This window comes from Bacillus sp. OxB-1 (genome assembly GCF_000829195.1).
In the GTDB taxonomy this organism is placed as follows: domain Bacteria; phylum Bacillota; class Bacilli; order Bacillales_A; family Planococcaceae; genus Sporosarcina.
Map to the genome: position 1 here is coordinate 18,604 of NZ_AP013294.1, position 19,771 is coordinate 38,374.

Sequence of the window (19,771 nt, forward strand, 5' to 3'; positions counted from 1 at the left end):
AAAGTGCGGGTGAAGGGAGTCGAACCCCCACGCCTTGCGGCACTAGATCCTAAGTCTAGCGTGTCTGCCAGTTCCACCACACCCGCGTATTGAATTGAAATGGTGAGCCATGCAGGATTCGAACCTGCGACCCTCTGATTAAAAGTCAGATGCTCTACCAACTGAGCTAATGGCTCAAAAAATGGTGCCGGCGAAAGGACTTGAACCCTCAACCTACTGATTACAAGTCAGTTGCTCTACCAATTGAGCTACACCGGCAAATCAATAAATCATATGGTGGAGGATGACGGGTTCGAACCGCCGACCCCCTGCTTGTAAGGCAGGTGCTCTCCCAGCTGAGCTAATCCTCCAAGTTAAAATTGCGATAAGCTTCGCATTTTACTATTTAATGAACCTTACAAGCCCGGCGACGTCCTACTCTCACAGGGGGAAGCCCCCGACTACCATCGGCGCTGAAGAGCTTAACTTCCGTGTTCGGTATGAGAACGGGTGTGACCTCTTCGCCATCGTCACCAGACTTGTCCTATCTTTTCTCAAAGACAGTATTCATTATATCAATTCTCATGATAATTACAAGCATTTTTTTCATGAACGTCTCTTGTTCGTTCAAAACCGGATAAAACCAACATTGTCTGCCACAAGCCATGCAACCTTTGTATTGTCCAGCCTCGGCGGCCAGACTCTCGGGTCATAAGCCATTCCGGCTGTGCGGCAAAAGCACCGCTTCGCCAGCCTGTCTTATGCCTGTCGAGTCTAGGCAGGCCGCCTCGGCATTTCATATAGGTCAAGTCCTCGATCGATTAGTATCCGTCAGCTCCATGCGTCGCCGCACTTCCACCCCGGACCTATCCACCTCATCTTCTTTGAGGGATCTTACTTACGAATGTAAAGGGAAATCTCATCTCGAGGGGGGCTTCATGCTTAGATGCTTTCAGCATTTATCCCGTCCACACATAGCTACCCAGCGATGCCTTTGGCAAGACAACTGGTACACCAGCGGTGTGTCCATCCCGGTCCTCTCGTACTAAGGACAGCTCCTCTCAAATTTCCTGCGCCCGCGACGGATAGGGACCGAACTGTCTCACGACGTTCTGAACCCAGCTCGCGTACCGCTTTAATGGGCGAACAGCCCAACCCTTGGGACCGACTACAGCCCCAGGATGCGATGAGCCGACATCGAGGTGCCAAACCTCCCCGTCGATGTGGACTCTTGGGGGAGATAAGCCTGTTATCCCCGGGGTAGCTTTTATCCGTTGAGCGATGGCCCTTCCATGCGGAACCACCGGATCACTAAGCCCGTCTTTCGACCCTGCTCGACTTGTAGGTCTCGCAGTCAAGCTCCCTTATGCCTTTGCACTCTGCGAATGATGTCCAACCATTCTGAGGGAACCTTTGGGCGCCTCCGTTACACTTTAGGAGGCGACCGCCCCAGTCAAACTGCCCGCCTGACACTGTCTCCTGCCCGGATCACGGGCATGGGTTAGAAGTCCAATACAGCCAGGGTAGTATCCCACCAATGCCTCCACCGAAGCTGGCGCTCCGGCTTCCAAGGCTCCTACCTATCCTGTACAGGCTGCACCGGAATTCAATATCAGGTTACAGTAAAGCTCCACGGGGTCTTTCCGTCCTGTCGCGGGTAATGCGCATCTTCACGCATATTATAATTTCACCGAGTCTCTCGTTGAGACAGTGCCCAGATCGTTACGCCTTTCGTGCGGGTCGGAACTTACCCGACAAGGAATTTCGCTACCTTAGGACCGTTATAGTTACGGCCGCCGTTTACTGGGGCTTCAATTCGAAGCTTCGCTTGCGCTGACCCCTCCTCTTAACCTGCCAGCACCGGGCAGGCGTCAGCCCCTATACGTCACCTTACGGTTTTGCAGAGACCTGTGTTTTTGCTAAACAGTCGCCTGGGCCTATTCACTGCGGCTCTCTCGGGCTATTCACCCTACCAGAGCACCCCTTCTCCCGAAGTTACGGGGTCATTTTGCCGAGTTCCTTAACGAGAGTTCTCTCGATCACCTTAGGATTCTCTCCTCGCCTACCTGTGTCGGTTTGCGGTACGGGCACCTCCCGCCTCGCTAGAGGCTTTTCTTGGCAGTGTGAAATCAGGGACTCCGGGGAACAATTCCCCTCGCGGTCACAGCTCAATGTTACAGGAACGGGATTTGCCTCGTTCCACACCTCACTGCTTCGACGCGCATGACCAACAGCGCGCTCACCCTATCCTACTGCGTCCCCCCATTGCTGATAGCGGCGGGGAGGTGGTACAGGAATATCAACCTGTTGTCCATCGTCTACGCCTTTCGGCCTCGACTTAGGTCCCGACTGACCCTGAGCGGACGAGCCTTCCTCAGGAAACCTTAGGCATTCGGTGGAAGGGATTCTCACCCTTCTTTCGCTACTCATACCGGCATTCTCACTTCCAAGCGCTCCACCAGTCCTTCCGGTCTGGCTTCGACGCCCTTGGAACGCTCTCCTACCACTGACACCAACGGTGTCAATCCACAGTTTCGGTGATCCGTTTAGCCCCGGTACATTTTCGGCGCAGCGCCACTCGACCAGTGAGCTATTACGCACTCTTTAAATGGTGGCTGCTTCTAAGCCAACATCCTGGTTGTCTGGGCAACGCCACATCCTTTTCCACTTAACGGATACTTGGGGACCTTAACTGGTGGTCTGGGCTGTTTCCCTCTCGACTACGGATCTTATCACCCGCAGTCTGACTCCCAAACCTAAATCATCGGCATTCGGAGTTTGTCTGAATTCGGTAACCCGGGATGGGCCCCTAGTCCAAACAGTGCTCTACCTCCGAGATTCGTTGTTTGAGGCTAGCCCTAAAGCTATTTCGGAGAGAACCAGCTATCTCCAGGTTCGATTGGAATTTCACCGCTACCCACACCTCATCCCCGCACTTTTCAACGTACGTGGGTTCGGGCCTCCAGTAAGTGTTACCTTACCTTCACCCTGGACATGGGTAGATCACCTGGTTTCGGGTCTACGACCCCATACTCATTCGCCCTGTTCAGACTCGCTTTCGCTGCGGCTCCGCCTTCTCGGCTTAACCTTGCATGGAATCGTAACTCGCCGGTTCATTCTACAAAAGGCACGCCATCACCCCTTAACGGGCTCTGACAACTTGTAGGCACACGGTTTCAGGTTCTCTTTCACTCCCCTTCCGGGGTGCTTTTCACCTTTCCCTCACGGTACTGGTTCACTATCGGTCACTAGGGAGTATTTAGCCTTGGGAGATGGTCCTCCCGGATTCCGACGGAATTTCACGTGTTCCGCCGTACTCAGGATCCACTCTGGAGGGGATGGACTTTCGGCTACGGGGCTATTACCCGCTGCGGCGGACCTTTCCAGGTCGCTTCGCCTAACCCATCCCTTTGTAACTCCGTATAGAGTGTCCTACAACCCCAGGAAGCAAGCTTCCTGGTTTGGGCTCTTCCCGTTTCGCTCGCCGCTACTCAGGGAATCGAATTTTCTTTCTCTTCCTCCGGATACTTAGATGTTTCAGTTCTCCGGGTCTGCCTCATGTACGCTATGTATTCACGTACATGTACTGCCCCATTACGGGCAGTGGGTTTCCCCATTCGGAAATCTCCGGATCAATGCTTACTTACAGCTCCCCGGAGCATATCGGTGTTAGTGCCGTCCTTCATAGGCTCCTAGTGCCAAGGCATCCGCCGTGCGCCCTTTCTAACTTGACCAGAATTGGTCGATCGTTCCGCCATAGCGATATGGCTTCCGGATCGTTACAAAGTGTTGCATGTTCAATCACTAGTGTGATCGACTCGGTTGATTACTTGTGTTATTGCTTTCAATGTCGTTTTATCCAGTTTTCAAAGAACAAGACAGCTGCCTGAATCACTTCATGATTCACTTCGCTGATTTTGCTTCATGCAGTCTTGCGACGAAAGCGCAGCGGCAGGAGCAAAGTTTTAATTGGTGGAGCCTAGCGGGATCGAACCGCTGACCTCCTGCGTGCAAGGCAGGCGCTCTCCCAGCTGAGCTAAGGCCCCAGAAGTATATGATGGTGGGCCTAAGTGGACTCGAACCACCGACCTCACGCTTATCAGGCGTGCGCTCTAACCAGCTGAGCTATAGGCCCCTTCCAGGATTATTATGAAGTTCCATTATATGAACCTTCAAAACTGAACGCAAAACGTCAACGTATGAACCCAAGGTTCATATTCCGTAAATATCCTTAGAAAGGAGGTGATCCAGCCGCACCTTCCGATACGGCTACCTTGTTACGACTTCACCCCAATCATCTGTCCCACCTTCGGCGGCTGGCTCCCGTAAGGGTTACCCCACCGACTTCGGGTGTTACAAACTCTCGTGGTGTGACGGGCGGTGTGTACAAGACCCGGGAACGTATTCACCGTGGCATGCTGATCCACGATTACTAGCGATTCCGGCTTCATGCAGGCGAGTTGCAGCCTGCAATCCGAACTGGGAACGGTTTTATGGGATTGGCTCCCCCTCGCGGGTTCGCAGCCCTCTGTACCGTCCATTGTAGCACGTGTGTAGCCCAGGTCATAAGGGGCATGATGATTTGACGTCATCCCCACCTTCCTCCGGTTTGTCACCGGCAGTCACCTTAGAGTGCCCAACTGAATGCTGGCAACTAAGATCAAGGGTTGCGCTCGTTGCGGGACTTAACCCAACATCTCACGACACGAGCTGACGACAACCATGCACCACCTGTCACCGCTGTCCCCGAAGGGAAAGGCATGTCTCCATGCCGGGCAGCGGGATGTCAAGACCTGGTAAGGTTCTTCGCGTTGCTTCGAATTAAACCACATGCTCCACCGCTTGTGCGGGTCCCCGTCAATTCCTTTGAGTTTCAGTCTTGCGACCGTACTCCCCAGGCGGAGTGCTTAATGCGTTAGCTGCAGCACTAAGGGGCGGAAACCCCCTAACACTTAGCACTCATCGTTTACGGCGTGGACTACCAGGGTATCTAATCCTGTTTGCTCCCCACGCTTTCGCGCCTCAGCGTCAGTTACAGACCAGAAAGCCGCCTTCGCCACTGGTGTTCCTCCACATCTCTACGCATTTCACCGCTACACGTGGAATTCCGCTTTCCTCTTCTGTACTCAAGTCCTCCAGTTTCCAATGACCCTCCACGGTTGAGCCGTGGGCTTTCACATCAGACTTAAAGGACCGCCTGCGCGCGCTTTACGCCCAATAATTCCGGACAACGCTTGCCACCTACGTATTACCGCGGCTGCTGGCACGTAGTTAGCCGTGGCTTTCTGATAAGGTACCGTCAAGGTACGGGCAGTGACTCCCGTACGTGTTCTTCCCTTACAACAGAGCTTTACGATCCGAAAACCTTCTTCGCTCACGCGGCGTTGCTCCATCAGACTTCCGTCCATTGTGGAAGATTCCCTACTGCTGCCTCCCGTAGGAGTCTGGGCCGTGTCTCAGTCCCAGTGTGGCCGATCACCCTCTCAGGTCGGCTACGCATCGTCGCCTTGGTAGGCCGTTACCCCACCAACTAGCTAATGCGCCGCGGGCCCATCCTGCAGTGACAGCCGAAACCGTCTTTCAGAATTCCTCCATGCGGAGGAACTGATTATTCGGTATTAGCCCCGGTTTCCCGGAGTTATCCCCATCTGCAGGGCAGGTTGCCCACGTGTTACTCACCCGTCCGCCGCTAACTTCAGGGAGCAAGCTCCCATCCGTCCGCTCGACTTGCATGTATTAGGCACGCCGCCAGCGTTCGTCCTGAGCCAGGATCAAACTCTCCATAATCCTAGCGACCGATGCGCGGCGGATTGCGTTGTCGGCTTCATTCGCTCGGTCGGTCATGTACCGTAGTACGCTCCCTCCTTCGCTCAATCGCCTCCTAGCTCTCTCCACCACACCTCGGCCACCAGATCTGGCTAGTCGATACGCAGCGCATTGCGTTGTCAGCCGCGCTCGTTCAGTCGGTCACGTACTGATGTACGCTCCCTCCTTCACTCGCTTGCTTCCTAGCACTGCACTACGTCTCAACCGCCAGTTAGAGAAACTTGAATAGCTCGAGTTTCTTGCTGGCATCATTTAAGATGTCAATTTTGAATCCGAAGATTCGTTTTGTCCGTTTCACCGACGGGGTCGGCTTCCGGACTTTATTTGTTGACGTTTTGCTGTTCAGTTTTCAAGGTTCATTTAATTTCTCGCCGCAACAGCGACTTTTTCAATATAACATCTTCCCAAAGAGAAGTCAACAACTTTTTTAATTTCTTTTTCAAGTTGTTCGCCGTCCGCTAAGGACATGTATTAATATACAACATGTCCTATTAAATAATCAAGCCTTTTTTCAAAAAAACTTTTCGATAAGTTTTTTCGGGTCAATTACGAACAGTCCAATCCCGCATAGAACTACGATACCGCCTACCAATTGGGACAATGCCAATGTCTCTCCAAATATATAAAACGCCAAGATAGCGGCGCCTACCGGTTCAAACAGGATGGCGACCGAAATGACATTGGTGCTCACCCATTTAATCGCCCAATTAAATAATGTATGCCCCAGCAAATTCGGAATTAGCGCAAGCAGGATGAACCACAGCCAGTCGATCGAGGGATACGGACCGAATGACTCTCCTTTTGCCAGCACATAAAAAAACAATGTAATCGTGCTTATTGAATAAACAACAAACGTATAAGTAATTAAGGAGAGTCTTTTCCGAACCTCTTGTCCGAATAACAGATAGGCGGTCACGAGCGCACAGCCGATTAACGCAAGGATATCCCCGAAAAGCGCGGTTCCGCTTAATCTGAAGTCGCCCCAACTGATGATGACACTGCCTGAAATGGCGATTAGAGCAGACAAGATCGTCTTCAACGAAATCTTTTCCTTGAAAAAGAAGTATGTGCCGACGAATGCGAAAATCGGTTGCAGTGTTACGAGGACCGTCGAACTGGCGACCGACGTGTAGTTTAATGATTCAAACCAGAAGATGAAATGGAAGGCAAGGAATACTCCAGCTATTGTGGAGAAGATCCAATCTTTCCGTCCAAGTTCCTTCAATTCTTTTTTGTATTTATAGAGAAAGATCGGCAGCATTGCAAGCACTGAAAACAGCATCCGATAAAAAGCGATGACTCCGGAGTCCGCGTTGGCAAGCTTCACAAAAATGGCCGAGAGCACGACCGAAATTACACCGATCACGATCGGGATATAAGGATGAATTGCAGGTCTTTCCATTTAGAACACTTCTCTTTCAAGTGGAGCCAAGGTTACACCCTATCATTTAGGGCAATAGAATAGTAAAGAGTATATCATGACATATCCATGAGCACCAACATAGATAAAGGGGGATTTGTATGGATTGGATATTAAATGAAACGATGTACCCCGATGTTCTTATAAAGATCATCCTTGCCTTAGTCTTAAGTTTAGTAATTGGCGTAGAAAGGGAAATGAAGAAAAAACCCATCGGATTAAAGACAAGTGCCGTCATCGCCACTTTCAGCTGCCTTATGACGATCATCTCCATTGAGGCCGCCTATCTCGTTCCGTCTCGGGATGATATTAACGTCACGATGGACCCGCTCCGTTTGGCCGCACAAATTGTTAGTGGTATAGGATTCTTAGGTGCAGGGGCAATACTGAGAAGGGATAACGATAACATCACCGGCCTAACTACAGCTGCCATGATTTGGGGAGCGGCCGGAATCGGGATTGCAGTGGGAGCGGGCTTCTATATAGAAGCTGCGTTCGCCGTCCTTAGTGTCATGTTCGTCATCGAGGTGCTTTCCCCTTTGCTGGGAAAATTCGGACCCAAACGGTTACGGACAAAAGATGCCGCCTTCACTTTCATCGTGACAGATATGTCAAAAATCGATGATCTGATCGAGTACTTAACGCTAGAGGGGATGTCGATCGAAAATTTAAGGATCCGGAAAATAATCGAAACTGACCAACCTACGAAACACGAGTTGGATTTCCGCCTTGCCGCTCTGCCCAAAAAGGAAACGTCGCAGCTATATGTCGAACTCTCCGCACTTCCCTATGTAGAATCTGTCGAGTTGGAATTATTTCATTAACGGAGGTCTCCTATGTCAGACATACTAAAATTGTTGAAAGAAGGAAACAAACCTTCACTTCTAGCAGCCATCGTCAATACTGTCATCGCAGGATTGAAAGCCGCCGCCTTTTTCTTTACAGGGAATGTCGCGATGTTTGCGGAAATGCTTCATTCTTTGGGAGATGCAGCTAACCAATTCTTCGTCTACATCGGGTCCGCCCTTTCCAGGAAAGCCCCGACACCCAAATTTCCAAATGGTTTCGGCCGAGTCGTCAACCTGGTTTGCCTCGGTGCGGTCATTGTCGTTGGAATCATGTCCTATGAAGCCATCATTGGCGGTTGGCATCACATCTTCAATCCAAGTGAATCGGGCAGCCTGCTTATCAACTTGTCCGTGCTCGGCCTAGCTATCGTCCTGGAGTTCACAGTTCTCTTTAAAGCAGGGAAAGAAGTACTGCACGAAGCGGGAATGCAAGCAAGGGGGCTGGCTCCCATTACAAGCAGCTTCCGCTATTTAAGCAAGGCAAAGCCGCCAACCAAACTTGTCTTTATGGAAGACCTCGTCGCAACAGCGGGCGGAGTACTCGCCTTCGTCTCAATCCTACTCGCCCATTTTTTCGGCTTTCTTGCAGCGGAAGGCATTGCTTCCATATTAATTGGATTAATGATGTTTTATGTGGTCAGCAAAGTGTTCTTGGATAACGCTAAGGGAGCGATTGGTGAAACGGACGAAGAAATGCTCAACCATATCGCCTATCTCGTGGCGGAAGACCCGGATGTGAAGGATATCCAACGGGTGGAAGTCATTAAAGAAGGGGAGTTCCTCCATGTCGAAGTCGTGGCAGAAGTCGACCCTACCCAGACGGTAGCTTATGTGGATGATATCCGGGATCGGCTCATGGATACGATATTGAAGCAAAAAGGTGTACGGGACGTTATCATTTCATTCGACGAAGATGACGGCATCTTAACATGGAGCCGAACGAATTCACCGGATTCCACCAAACAAGTGACATCGAAACTGCCGGAAATCAAATAAGAAACAGAGGCTGATGCGGCAACCGCATCGCCTCTTTCTTCATTATATGGAAGCTTGCAATATCTTCAAAACATCCTCTTTATGCAACACATTGAATTTCCCGATCGGCCTGTTGGCGGTCGCCATTTCTGCCATGCGTTCCAGCTGGGAACCATCGATGCCATAGTCCGAAAGCGCATTCGGGCCGCCAAGCGAATCCCAAAAGGCGCGCAGACGGTCAATCCCTTCATAAGCGATCTCCTCTTCCGTCTTCCCTGCGGACTCCACTCCGAACACCTTGACGGCAAGCCTTGCAAAGCGGCTCGGCTTCACTTTTACGTTATACCGCATCCAATTCGGGAATAAAATCGAAAGGCCGCCCGCATGCGGTATATCATAGACCGCGGAAACCGCATGCTCGATATCATGTGATGCCCAATCACCTTTCGAACCGACTCCGATCATCCCGTTCAACGCCATCGTTCCCGCTAACAGGATCGTCTCTCTCAACTCCATGTCCTCAGGATGTTTCACAAGTTTCGGACCAGCCTCTATCACTGCGCGCAAAATCCCTTCACACAGTTCATCTTGCACAGGGGTGTTCGAAGCGTTATGGAAATACTGTTCCAAGACATGTGACATCATATCGATAATGCCATACACTGTCTGGTCTCGAGGCACCGACAAAGTGTACGCGGGATCGAGAATCGAGAATTTTGGAAAGTTAAGCGGTCCGCCCCAGCCGACTTTCTCATGGGTTTCTTCATTCGTTATGACGGATCCGGCATTCATCTCCGAACCTGTTGCGGCCAATGTCAAAATGGTTCCGATCGGAAGAGCATCGGCCGGTAGCACCTTGCGCATAACGAGGTCCCAGGCATCCCCGTCGTATTTTGCTGCTGACGCAATCAGCTTGGCACAATCAATTACCGATCCGCCTCCGACAGCCAAGATGAAATCAATTCGTTGTTCCTTGCAGATGACAGCCCCTTTCCGGGCCGTCGAAACACGCGGGTTCGGCTCCACGCCGGAAAGCTCATATACCTCTTTTCCTGCCTGCTTTAAAATAGTGGTCACCTCATCATAAAGTCCATTCCGCTTGATGCTGCCACCGCCATATACGAGGAGAATCCGGTTGCCGTATTGCTTGAGCTCTCCTTCCAACTGCACAATCTGCCCTTTCCCGAATATCAATTTTACAGGGTTATGGAATACAAAGTCATTCATCTTCAATCCACCTCCAATATCATTACTTGTATTATCGCGGATAATAGTTAGCCTATACAAACGTGCGGCAAAGGGAAGAAATTAAATGACGGGAAAAATGGGAATACGGGAGGGTGATTGGGGTTATCCAGAAAGTAGATTTTCCGGTTAAACACGCAAAAAGCAAGGGCTCTGGTCGCTTTCCGCGGGCCGGCCGACGAGCCTCCTCCGGCTTACAGCCGTGCGGGGTCTCGTCGGCCGGCTTTCCCGCAGGAGTCTCTCGGCGCCCTTACTTTTTGCTGGTATCCAACTCTGTGCCTGGACTTTTCGGACAGCCCCTTCAGCACGTTGTTCGATAATTGCCGGACAGGAAGCCTGGACATTCCCCTGTTGAAAAACATAAAAGGCATCTCCCGGATCGCTCTCGGGAAATGCCTTTTAACTTTATTATGCCCAACCGCGGAAACGCGCCGCTTCCGCCGTTTTCCGTACACCGATCATATACGCTGCAAGGCGCATATCGATGTTGCGGTTCGCTGATACGGAATAGACGTTATCAAATGCCGTCACCATTTTTTCCGTCATTTTTTCACGAACTTCTTCTTCCGACCAATAGTACCCCATATTGTTCTGAACCCATTCAAAATAAGAGACTGTCACGCCGCCCGCACTTGCCAGCACGTCCGGAACAAGAAGAATTCCGCGTTCAGTCAGGATTCGAGTCCCTTCCGTCGTCGTAGGGCCGTTCGCCGCTTCGACGACGATTTTAGCTTTAATGTCATGTGCATTATCGCCCGTGATCTGGTTTTCGATCGCCGCCGGAACGAGGATATCACAATCCAGCTCAAGCAACTCTTTATTCGTAATCGTATTATCAAACAGGGTCGTTACGGTTCCGAAACTATCCCGACGATCGAGAAGGTAATCGATATCGAGGCCGTCCGGATCATGAAGCGCACCGTAAGCATCGGAGATTCCGATTACTTTCGCTCCTAGGTCGTGAAGGAACTTCGATAGGAAGCTTCCTGCGTTCCCAAAACCTTGGATGACGACACGGGCTCCTTTTATGTCTATGTTGCGACGCTTCGCCGCTTCTTTGATAATGATCGTAACCCCTTCAGCAGTCGCACGGTCACGACCTTGCGAACCACCGAGGACAATCGGTTTCCCTGTAATGAATCCTGGTGAGTTGAATTCGTCGATACGGCTGTATTCGTCCATCATCCAAGCCATGATTTGAGCATTGGTGAAGACATCTGGAGCCGGTATATCTTTAGCTGGCCCCATTACTTGACTGAGCGCACGTACATACCCTCGGCTAAGCCTTTCCAATTCTGCCATTGACATTTCGCGCGGATCACAAATGATTCCGCCTTTCCCGCCGCCGTACGGCAGGTCGACGATACCGGCTTTCAATGTCATCCACATGGATAGTGCACGCACTTCATCCGCTGTGACCTGCGGATGGAACCGTACCCCTCCTTTTGTAGGGCCTACCGCATCATTATGCTGCCCCCGGTACCCCGTGAACACTTTCACTTTCCCGTCATCCATCCGGACCGGAATCCGCACTTCAACCATGCGGATTGGTTCTTTCAATAATTCGTACATTCCCTCATCATAGCCTAGTTTTTCAAGTGCATCCTTGATGACCTCTTGCGTAGACGTAAATAGATTCAGGTTTTCAGTCATGTAATGATTCGCCTCTTTGATTCATAATGTTTTTCTTCCTGAAACATTGTAACATACTCGACATTTTTTTTGTGTTAATATGCAAAAACTTTGTAGATTTTTTCAAGAGCCCAATCCAATTCCTCTTTCTTGATGATAAGTGGTGGAGCAAATCGGATTACCGTTTCATGCGTTTCCTTGCAAAGTAGCCCTAAATCTTTCAACTTCTCGCAATAAGGGCGTGCTGCTTCCGATAGTTCCACGCCGATGAATAACCCGCGGCCCCGTACCTCTTTGATCGATGGATGTTTAATCTTTTTCAACTCTTCCATGAAGTACGTGCCCAATTCCAAAGAACGATCAGCCAATTTTTCATCTTCGAGAACATCCAGGGAAGCGAGGGATACTGCACAAGCCATGGGGTTCCCCCCGAAAGTCGATCCATGCGAGCCAGGGTTGAAAACGCCTAAGATGTCTTGATTGGCCACGACGCATGAAATTGGAAATACACCGCCACCGAGAGCTTTCCCTAATATATACATATCCGGTTCAATTTCTTCCCATTCACATGCGAACATTTTTCCGGTACGGCAAAGGCCTGCTTGAATTTCATCCGCAACGAATAGAACGTTATGTTTTTTACAAAGTTCTCTCGCTTCCTTCATGAAGCCTTTCGGTGGAATCAAGATTCCGGCTTCTCCTTGGATCGGTTCGATGATGAATGCGGCTGTATTCGGTGTAATCGCTTCTTCCAAGGCGTTGATATCGCCGTAGGGCACCAGTTTAATGCCCGGAAGCAATGGACCGAAACCGCGTTTGTATTCCTCATCGGAAGATAAGGAAACAGCAGCCATTGTGCGCCCGTGGAAATTGCCGACACAACCGATGATTTCCGCTTCGTTGTCTTGTATCCCTTTTACGTCGTATGCCCAGCGGCGTGCAGCTTTGATGGCTGTTTCAACCGCTTCGGCGCCCGTATTCATCGGAAGTGCCATTTCTTTGCCGGACAGTCTACAGATCCTTTCATACCACGGACCCAGTTGATCGTTATGGAAGGCGCGTGATGTCAGTGTCACTTTATCCGCTTGGTCTTTTAACGCTTGGATGATCTTCGGATGGCGGTGTCCTTGGTTTACAGCAGAATACGCGGATAACATATCCATATATTTATTTCCCTCAGGATCCACTACCCAAACCCCTTGAGCCTCCGAAATAACAATCGGCAACGGGTGATAATTATTCGCTCCGAACTTCACTGTTTGGTCGATCAATTTTTTCGAAACTGTCATCGTTGTTCCTCCTCCATCATATGTAAACGGGACGGGCATGCCGATCTGGCGCCATCTCGTCCCCGCATCGGAGATCAAAGCATTTCCGATGTCGTTTTACCTTGCATATGGAGTTGCAAGTAGTCAGGTCCACCCGCTTTGGAATCTGTCCCGGACATGTTGAATCCGCCGAATGGCTGGTAACCGACAATCGCGCCTGTGCAGCCGCGGTTGAAATATAAGTTACCGACATGGAAACTTTCGCGAGCCTGTTCGATATGGAAACGGTTATTGGTGATCACCGCTCCAGTAAGGCCGTATACGGTATTGTTTGCCATTTCGATCGCTTCATCAAAACTTTTCGCTTTTGACAACCCGACGACTGGTCCGAAGATTTCCTCCTGCATGACGCGGGAATTCGGATCAAGGTCTGCGATGACAGTTGGTGCGACGAAGTAGCCTTTTGAATCATCCCCTTCGCCCCCTGCGATCAAATGCCCCTCTTTCTTGCCGATTTCAATATACTCCATTATTTTATTATATGAATTTTGGTCGATCACCGGACCGGCAAAATTCGCCTGGTCGGCGGGATCTCCGTATTTCAACTCTTTCGCCAGTTCCCCGACACGTTCCACAACTTGGTCATAGACGTCCTCCAAAATAATCGCTCGGGAACAAGCGGAACATTTTTGCCCGCTGAAACCGAATGCCGATTTGACGATGGACTGTGCCGCAAGCTCAAGATCCGAATCGCTGTCGACGACAATCGTATCTTTCCCGCCCATTTCAGCAATGACCCGTTTCAACCAGATTTGCCCCTCGTTCACGACTGCGGCACGCTCGTATATCCGTGTGCCGACTTCACGCGAACCTGTGAAAGAGATGAACCTCGTCCTTGGATGGTCGACGAGATAGTCTCCGATCTCCGCGCCGGAGCTCGGAATATAGTTGACGACTCCATTCGGCATACCGGCCTCTTCCAATACTTCGATGAATTTATAGGCGACGACAGGGGTAGCCGAAGCCGGTTTTAAGAGGATAGTATTCCCTGTTACAAGAGCAGCCACTGTCGTACCAGCCATGATCGCAAGCGCAAAGTTCCATGGAGAGATGACGACACCGACGCCCAACGGGATATAATCAAAACGGTTGTATTCCCCAGGGCGGCTTTCAACAGGCATTCCATCTTTTAACTTGAGCATTTGACGACCATAATATTCGAGGAAATCAATTGCTTCTGCCGTATCCGCATCCGCCTCGTTCCAAGGTTTCCCTGCTTCTTTCGTTAAAAGGGCTGAAAACTCATGCTTGCGGCGGCGGATGATGGCTGCAGCTTTGAAAAGTATGTCAGCGCGGAATCCGGGATCCGCTTTCCTCCAAGTATTGAACGTTTCATCCGCCACACTCATGGCCTTTTTGGCAAGATCGCGGCTGCATTTGGAAACACGGCCAATCACTTCTTCTTTATTCGCAGGGTTGGAGGAAACGATCTTCTCCTCCGTCAGGATGCGTTCTCCACCAATGATAAGCGGATAATCTTGACCGAGATACCCTTCGACCTTCTGAAGGGCTTCTAGGAAGGCCTTTCGGTTTGCATCTTGCGTAAAATCAGTGAATGGTTCGTGTTTATATGGAATCATCATGATCCTCCTTTTATTAAACGCAAAATTTGTTTGCACTTAGAGTTCATTACACTTATAATAATGCAAAATAATATTGCGGAATTCAAGTGATAGATTACAAATCTCCAGAAAAAATTAAGCAGAAGGTGTTTGGAAATGAAAAGTAACGATATCGCCTTGTTCCCCTTCTATAAACTTGCTGTCGATCATTCGGGAATTGGCGTACATGCGATCGACCTGGACGGGCGGACGGTCATTTACAACAATAAAATGAAAGAGATTGAAGGGTTGGCATTGAAAGATGTGGGGGACCGTTCGATTTTGGAATTATTCAACTTCGAAAAAGAAGAAAGTACCTTATTAAAAGTGCTGCAAAGCGGGAAAGAGCAGCTGAATGTAAAACAGACCTATTGGAACCGAATCGGGACGGAAATTACGACAGTCAACGACACTTTCCCCGTTTTTGACGGGGACAAACTAATCGGAGCCGTGGAACTGGCCCGCGATGTGACGGCGATTGAGAAATACGTCCTGCGTCCTTTGCAAAAGCGGGTTCATATTCGCTCTCTGAACCAGATCGTAGCTGAATCGGATGCCATGAAGACTGTCATAGCCACGGCCGAAAAAGCGGCCCAAGCGGATGTCCCCGTCCTCTTAATTGGAGAATCGGGAACCGGGAAGGATCTAATCGCTGAAAGTATCCATCACGAATTGTTGCCACCGAAAGGGATGTTCTATTCTCTTTTCTGCCATAGCTCGGATCCGGAGTTGATGGATCGATTGGAGGAGGAAATGAACAGGGAGGAGACAATGACCCTGTTTTGTGAACGGATCGATCTTTTGCCCATTCCATTACAACAGAAATTGCTGTCGATCCTACAATCGACAGATCAATCGAAAAAGCTGTTCATCGCAAGTATTGATGAGGATCCGGTCGAACTGATTGCATCCGGAACGTTACTGAAGGATCTTTATTACTTTTTTGTATCTTTCGTCATCCACATTCCGCCTTTACGGAAACGGAAAGAGGATGTCCTGCCTTTCGTGATGGCTTATTTGACAGAGAGGAAAGAACGGTTCGGCTCTCCGCTTGAATGCGTCAGCCCCGAAGTGGAGACCTTTTTTCTGAAATACGATTGGCCAGGGAACTTGCGGGAGTTGGAGCTTTTATTGGATGAAGTCGCTTCCCTCTCCACGACCGACACATGCATCACCTATGATATGCTTCCATTGCACTTCCGCATGAAACAACCGGAAGCAATTGAGGAACCTGCACAAGCCGTAGATTTCATCGTCCAGCCCGAGCGCGAGCTGCCCCCTCTGGATCAGTACTTGCGCGAAGCGGAAGTGTATTACTTACAAAAAGCGATGAAGCTGCATGGCGGAAATGTGACGAAAACAGCGAACGCCCTCGGAATGAGCAGACAGAATCTCCAGTATCGCTTGCGCAAAATAAAAAACGGGGAAAAGGATTGACTCTTTTCCCCGTTTTATTTTTGCTGATTATCGAACTGGGTCACTGTCCCGACTTTTCGATCCAATCCTTCAGTTTATCTTTCAAAGAATTGAACCCTTCCGCGTCATGCTCCTGGACGCGGGCTTGCAGCGACTTTTTCGGCCGGTGCTCCCGCCGGGCATTGACAGGTGCTTCCGATAGAGCCCGAATCGACAGGCTTACTTTTTTTGCGTCCGGATCGACGTCCAGAACTTTGACTTTCACTTCTTGTCCAACGGATAGATATTCATGAATATCCTTTACAAACCCGAATGTAATTTCAGAAATGTGCACAAGCCCTTGCGTTTCCTCATCCAGCGCCACGAACGCGCCGTATGGCTGGATGCCTGTCACAGTGCCGGTGAGCTCTTCTCCCGCTTTGTATGTTTTCGCCAATTGAAACAGCTCCCAATCTATACTTGATCCCTCTTCTGCCGATATGGCCATCCAAAATTATAACATGTTAACAGATGACAGGCAAAAAGTCGACTTTTTTCAATATGGAAGGGAGGGGAACGCCAAGGGAGACTGGTCAGGAATTTCCTTGGAAAACTACGGACGTCTATATCTTAAATCTCAATACTTGTTGATTGCGTTCCTCGGCGAGTTTGGCAAGCTGCAGTGAACTTCCTGCCACCTCTTCCATGGAACTGCTTGTTTCCTGTGCGGACGCCGATGTCTGCTCCACACCGGCAGCCGATTCTTCTGAGATGGCAGCGATTCCCTCAATCGCTCCACTCATTTGCTGGCTATTCACCGCGATGTCGGACAGGTTATTCGAAACCACTTCAATATGATTAACCATCTCAGCAACCGCTCCGTCGATTCGATGGAAGGTATCTCCCGTATGTTGGATCTGATGCCTGCCGGTTTCCATTTCCTCATATCCCTTGATCAGTGATTCGGCTACAGTGCTCGATTCGCGATGAATGAATTTAGGATATAAAACCTTTGAAAATAAAAACCCATGCCTTGTAAATGCTACAGGGTACGGGTTTTCATAATCAGACAATACATTTCGCCTCATATTTGATGGCGATTAATTTATAGGAAATCTGCATACAGTTCTCGATCGGTATCCACATCTCATGGGAATGTTCATAGATTTCACGAATCCGTTTCGCAAGGTCGGCCGGGTGGTCCAGCCGGTGTAGTTCGGATATGACGTCGGTAATCTCCAACTCATACGCCTTTTTCCCGACTTGGAATGGATCCCATTCTTCCAATAGTGAAACCGCCTTTTTGTTCATCTCGATTGTTTGCACGATAGTCACCTTATTTTTTTCTTTAGTCCTGTTTATGATAGCATAGATATGAAAAAAGGAAAGTAGAAAGAGGGGATTCTCGTGAGCGTATTTGAGCAAGTGTGGGAAAGACGTAACACCCGTTCGATGAAATGGGACCGATTGACAGCCGTCTATGGGCTGGAAGATGCTTCAGATATTTTACCGATGTGGGTGGCCGACATGGACTTTGCGGCTCCCGATGTAGTCATCGATGCTATCAAGAAACGGCTGGAGCACCCGGTTTTCGGATATGCTTCCGAATTCGACGATTGCCGGGATGCGCTGCGCAACTGGCTTGGCGATCGATATGGGTGGAATACGGAAAACGAATGGATGCAATTCCATCAAGGGGTCGTTCCCGCGATCGCCACCATCATTGATACCTTTACGGAAGAAGGGGACGGCATCCTCATCACCACCCCCGTGTATCCGCCGTTTTTCCGGATTCCCCTTCAGCAGCAACGAACGGTGGTCGAAAGTGAAATGAAGGAACTAGACGGCCATTATTCCGTTGACTTCGAAGACTTTGAAGCGAAATTACAAGATAACGTGAAAGTGTTCCTCCTCTGCCATCCACATAATCCAGGGGGCATCGTCTGGCAAGAGGAGGATTTGCAAGAAATACTTCGGCTCTGTGCGAAATACGATGTCCTTGTCATTTCGGATGAAATCCATGCGGACCTAGTATTTCCGGAATATACCCATACGCCTCTCGGCAAAATTGCCGGAGATGAAGCAAATCGGATCATCACTTGCGTAGCCCCGACGAAAACATTCAATTTAGCTGGTCTTCAGGCGGCCGTCACCATCTCGCCTGACCCCGAGATTCGGAAGAAACTCCGGGACAAAGCGATGGCGCGCGGACAGATGGAGATGAACACCTTTGCCGGTGTCGCATTCAAAGCGGCCTATGAGCAAGGCGGACCATGGCTGGATGAATTGCTCAAGACGCTTTCATCCAATATGGATTACGTCATCCAGGAGCTGACTGCCGCCATTCCAGGAATCAAAATCAACAAGCCGCATGCTACTTATTTGCTTTGGATTGATTACCGGGACACTGGACTCTCCGAAAAAGAGATGATGGATCGCCTTCTTACGAAGGGGAGAGTCGCATTGGAACCAGGAACCAAGTATGGAGAGGCGGGCCGTGGTTTCCTCCGGATGAATGTAGCCGCCCCCCGCTCGCTGATCGAAGAAGGCGTCAAGCGGTTCATCCGTGCTATGGAAGACTGATTGCCCTATGAAAAAGAGCAGCATCCTCAATTCTGGGGATGCTGCTCTTTTTCTCTTGCCTCACGGCGTTCGCGTAAAATCCGCTCTTCCAATTCCCTCGTCTCTTCTTCCTGTTTCTTCGAGTTGCGTCGGATCCACACGAAGGTCAAGATGAGGAGAATCATGAAAAAAGTTAAAGAAATGACCGCGGGAATATACTCTGATTTGTCTTCAGGGAAGTAAAGGAACGGCATTAAAATCGCGTTCATTTACAAACACTTCCTTATCTGATTGGATTCACAAGGTTGTTTACTTCTGAAGGATTTCAATCGATTCGATTTTCACGTCTTCTGCCGGTTTGTCTTGTGCTCCGGTTTTGACAGTCGCGATTTTATCGACCGTATCCATGCCTTCGACCACTTGCCCGAAAACTGTATGCTTTTGGTCAAGATGCGGTGTTCCACCCGTCTCTCCGTAAGCTTTCGCGATTTCTTCCGGCCATCCGCCGTTTTTCAGCTGCTCTACCGAAGCATGCGCTGATGATGCCTGGACGATGAAAAATTGGCTGCCGTTCGTGCCAGGTCCCGCATTGGCCATCGAAAGAGCTCCGCGCAAGTTGAATAGCTGCATGGAGAACTCGTCCTCGAACGTGTCACCGTAAATGCTCTCGCCGCCCATGCCTGTGCCGGTCGGGTCTCCGCCTTGGATCATGAAATCATTGATGACACGGTGAAAAATGATTCCGTCATAATAACCGTTCTCCGCATGCGTCAAAAAGTTCTCGACTGTTTTCGGTGCGAGCTCCGGGAATAGTTTAATCTTGATCGGGCCAAGTGTTGTATTCATTACAACAAGCGCTTCGTTCGCGGCCACTTCATTCGAAAGCTGTGGATACATGGTTGTTTCCTCCTTAGTGTTGGTTGTTTCCTGTTCGTCCGCCGGATCGGCCTGCTCGGCTTC

The 19,771-nt window shown here is 49.9% G+C and carries 14 protein-coding genes, 6 tRNA genes and 3 rRNA genes; 4 read left to right on the forward strand and 19 right to left on the reverse strand.

Going from position 1 to position 19,771, the window contains the following annotated elements:
- Positions 1-4: 4 nt before the first annotated feature.
- From OXB_RS00165 to OXB_RS00210, 10 genes are all read right to left on the reverse strand, one after another.
- A tRNA-Leu gene (locus tag OXB_RS00165) sits at positions 5-86 on the reverse strand.
- 14 nt (positions 87-100) lie between these two features.
- Positions 101-176: transfer RNA gene (locus tag OXB_RS00170), tRNA-Lys, on the reverse strand.
- 6 nt (positions 177-182) lie between these two features.
- A tRNA-Thr gene (locus tag OXB_RS00175) sits at positions 183-258 on the reverse strand.
- A 16-nt stretch (positions 259-274) separates the two neighbouring features.
- Positions 275-350, reverse strand: a tRNA-Val gene (locus OXB_RS00180).
- 51 nt (positions 351-401) lie between these two features.
- A 5S ribosomal RNA gene (gene rrf, locus OXB_RS00185) occupies positions 402-517 on the reverse strand.
- A 263-nt stretch (positions 518-780) separates the two neighbouring features.
- Positions 781-3,713: ribosomal RNA gene (locus OXB_RS00190) — 23S ribosomal RNA — on the reverse strand.
- Positions 3,714-3,949: 236 nt separating this feature from the next.
- Positions 3,950-4,025 (reverse strand) — tRNA-Ala (locus tag OXB_RS00195).
- 12 nt (positions 4,026-4,037) lie between these two features.
- A tRNA-Ile gene (locus OXB_RS00200) sits at positions 4,038-4,114 on the reverse strand.
- 100 nt (positions 4,115-4,214) lie between these two features.
- A 16S ribosomal RNA gene (locus OXB_RS00205) occupies positions 4,215-5,766 on the reverse strand.
- The 16S, 23S and 5S rRNA genes sit together here with 6 tRNA genes alongside, the layout of an rRNA operon.
- 550 nt (positions 5,767-6,316) lie before the next feature.
- The gene (locus tag OXB_RS00210; RefSeq protein ID WP_041070676.1) at positions 6,317-7,207 is read right to left on the reverse strand and encodes a DMT family transporter; all 891 of its coding nucleotides are present in this window, start codon (positions 7,205-7,207) and stop codon (positions 6,317-6,319) included.
- A gap of 119 nt (positions 7,208-7,326) precedes the next feature.
- Between OXB_RS00210 and OXB_RS00215 the strand changes: the two genes are divergently transcribed.
- Together OXB_RS00215 and OXB_RS00220 are read left to right on the forward strand one after the other, a co-directional pair.
- On the forward strand, positions 7,327-8,049 hold the full coding sequence (locus tag OXB_RS00215) for an MgtC/SapB family protein (protein ID WP_041070678.1): 723 nt from the start codon (positions 7,327-7,329) through the stop codon (positions 8,047-8,049).
- Positions 8,050-8,061: 12 nt separating this feature from the next.
- The gene (locus OXB_RS00220; RefSeq protein ID WP_041070680.1) at positions 8,062-9,069 is read left to right on the forward strand and encodes a cation diffusion facilitator family transporter; all 1,008 of its coding nucleotides are present in this window, start codon (positions 8,062-8,064) and stop codon (positions 9,067-9,069) included.
- Positions 9,070-9,111: 42 nt separating this feature from the next.
- Here OXB_RS00220 and OXB_RS00225 read toward each other — a convergent pair whose 3' ends face one another.
- From OXB_RS00225 to pruA, 4 genes are all read right to left on the reverse strand, one after another.
- A complete protein-coding gene (locus OXB_RS00225; protein WP_041070682.1) occupies positions 9,112-10,275 on the reverse strand; it encodes an iron-containing alcohol dehydrogenase in 1,164 nt (387 codons plus the stop codon).
- Between the two features lie 426 nt (positions 10,276-10,701).
- Positions 10,702-11,946, reverse strand: coding sequence for a Glu/Leu/Phe/Val family dehydrogenase (locus OXB_RS00230; RefSeq protein WP_041070684.1), 1,245 nt, complete (start codon positions 11,944-11,946; stop codon positions 10,702-10,704).
- 74 nt (positions 11,947-12,020) lie between these two features.
- The gene (locus tag OXB_RS00235) at positions 12,021-13,214 is read right to left on the reverse strand and encodes an ornithine--oxo-acid transaminase (protein WP_041070686.1); all 1,194 of its coding nucleotides are present in this window, start codon (positions 13,212-13,214) and stop codon (positions 12,021-12,023) included.
- 74 nt (positions 13,215-13,288) lie between these two features.
- Entirely contained in the window at positions 13,289-14,836 is a 1,548-nt protein-coding gene (pruA, locus tag OXB_RS00240) for an L-glutamate gamma-semialdehyde dehydrogenase (protein ID WP_041070688.1), read from the reverse strand.
- Between the two features lie 135 nt (positions 14,837-14,971).
- Here pruA and OXB_RS00245 point away from each other — a divergent pair, with 135 nt between their 5' ends.
- Positions 14,972-16,291 carry a sigma-54-dependent Fis family transcriptional regulator gene (locus OXB_RS00245; RefSeq protein ID WP_041070690.1) on the forward strand — a complete coding sequence of 440 codons (1,320 nt, stop codon included), beginning with the start codon at positions 14,972-14,974 and terminating at the stop codon, positions 16,289-16,291.
- 40 nt (positions 16,292-16,331) lie between these two features.
- On the opposite strand, the gene yugI is transcribed toward OXB_RS00245, so the two are convergent.
- From yugI to OXB_RS00260, 3 genes are all read right to left on the reverse strand, one after another.
- Positions 16,332-16,706 (reverse strand): S1 domain-containing post-transcriptional regulator GSP13, encoded by a 375-nt coding sequence (gene yugI, locus OXB_RS00250; protein WP_041070692.1) that lies wholly within the window; start codon positions 16,704-16,706, stop codon positions 16,332-16,334.
- 166 nt (positions 16,707-16,872) lie between these two features.
- Positions 16,873-17,322: a hypothetical protein gene (locus OXB_RS00255; protein ID WP_041070694.1), complete on the reverse strand. Its 450-nt coding sequence runs from the start codon at positions 17,320-17,322 to the stop codon at positions 16,873-16,875.
- Positions 17,315-17,575, reverse strand: a complete 261-nt coding sequence (locus OXB_RS00260; protein ID WP_173426029.1) for a DUF1871 family protein — start codon at positions 17,573-17,575, stop codon at positions 17,315-17,317. Before OXB_RS00260 ends, OXB_RS00255 begins: the two co-directional genes overlap by 8 nt.
- 81 nt (positions 17,576-17,656) lie before the next feature.
- Between OXB_RS00260 and OXB_RS00265 the strand changes: the two genes are divergently transcribed.
- Entirely contained in the window at positions 17,657-18,832 is a 1,176-nt protein-coding gene (locus OXB_RS00265) for a MalY/PatB family protein (RefSeq protein WP_041070696.1), read from the forward strand.
- Between the two features lie 26 nt (positions 18,833-18,858).
- Here the strand turns inward: OXB_RS00265 and OXB_RS00270 are convergent, their stop codons facing one another.
- Both OXB_RS00270 and OXB_RS00275 read right to left on the reverse strand, forming a co-directional pair.
- A complete protein-coding gene (locus tag OXB_RS00270) occupies positions 18,859-19,080 on the reverse strand; it encodes a hypothetical protein (protein WP_041070698.1) in 222 nt (73 codons plus the stop codon).
- Between the two features lie 40 nt (positions 19,081-19,120).
- Positions 19,121-19,708, reverse strand: coding sequence for a peptidylprolyl isomerase (locus OXB_RS00275; protein ID WP_041076054.1), 588 nt, complete (start codon positions 19,706-19,708; stop codon positions 19,121-19,123).
- Positions 19,709-19,771: the final 63 nt, after the last annotated feature.

What these genes read in the sequence shown, in the direction of transcription:
- OXB_RS00220 (WP_041070680.1), top strand. Translation starts at nt 8,062, where the DNA reads ATGTCAGACATACTAAAATTGTTGAAAGAAGGAAACAAACCTTCACTT.
- OXB_RS00225 (WP_041070682.1), bottom strand. Translation starts at nt 10,275, where the DNA reads ATGAATGACTTTGTATTCCATAACCCTGTAAAATTGATATTCGGGAAA.
- OXB_RS00210 (WP_041070676.1), bottom strand. Translation starts at nt 7,207, where the DNA reads ATGGAAAGACCTGCAATTCATCCTTATATCCCGATCGTGATCGGTGTA.
- OXB_RS00245 (WP_041070690.1), top strand. Translation starts at nt 14,972, where the DNA reads ATGAAAAGTAACGATATCGCCTTGTTCCCCTTCTATAAACTTGCTGTC.
- OXB_RS00275 (WP_041076054.1), bottom strand. Translation starts at nt 19,708, where the DNA reads ATGTATCCACAGCTTTCGAATGAAGTGGCCGCGAACGAAGCGCTTGTT.
- OXB_RS00235 (WP_041070686.1), bottom strand. Translation starts at nt 13,214, where the DNA reads ATGACAGTTTCGAAAAAATTGATCGACCAAACAGTGAAGTTCGGAGCG.
- OXB_RS00270 (WP_041070698.1), bottom strand. Translation starts at nt 19,080, where the DNA reads ATGAACGCGATTTTAATGCCGTTCCTTTACTTCCCTGAAGACAAATCA.
- pruA (WP_041070688.1), bottom strand. Translation starts at nt 14,836, where the DNA reads ATGATGATTCCATATAAACACGAACCATTCACTGATTTTACGCAAGAT.
- OXB_RS00215 (WP_041070678.1), top strand. Translation starts at nt 7,327, where the DNA reads ATGGATTGGATATTAAATGAAACGATGTACCCCGATGTTCTTATAAAG.
- OXB_RS00230 (WP_041070684.1), bottom strand. Translation starts at nt 11,946, where the DNA reads ATGACTGAAAACCTGAATCTATTTACGTCTACGCAAGAGGTCATCAAG.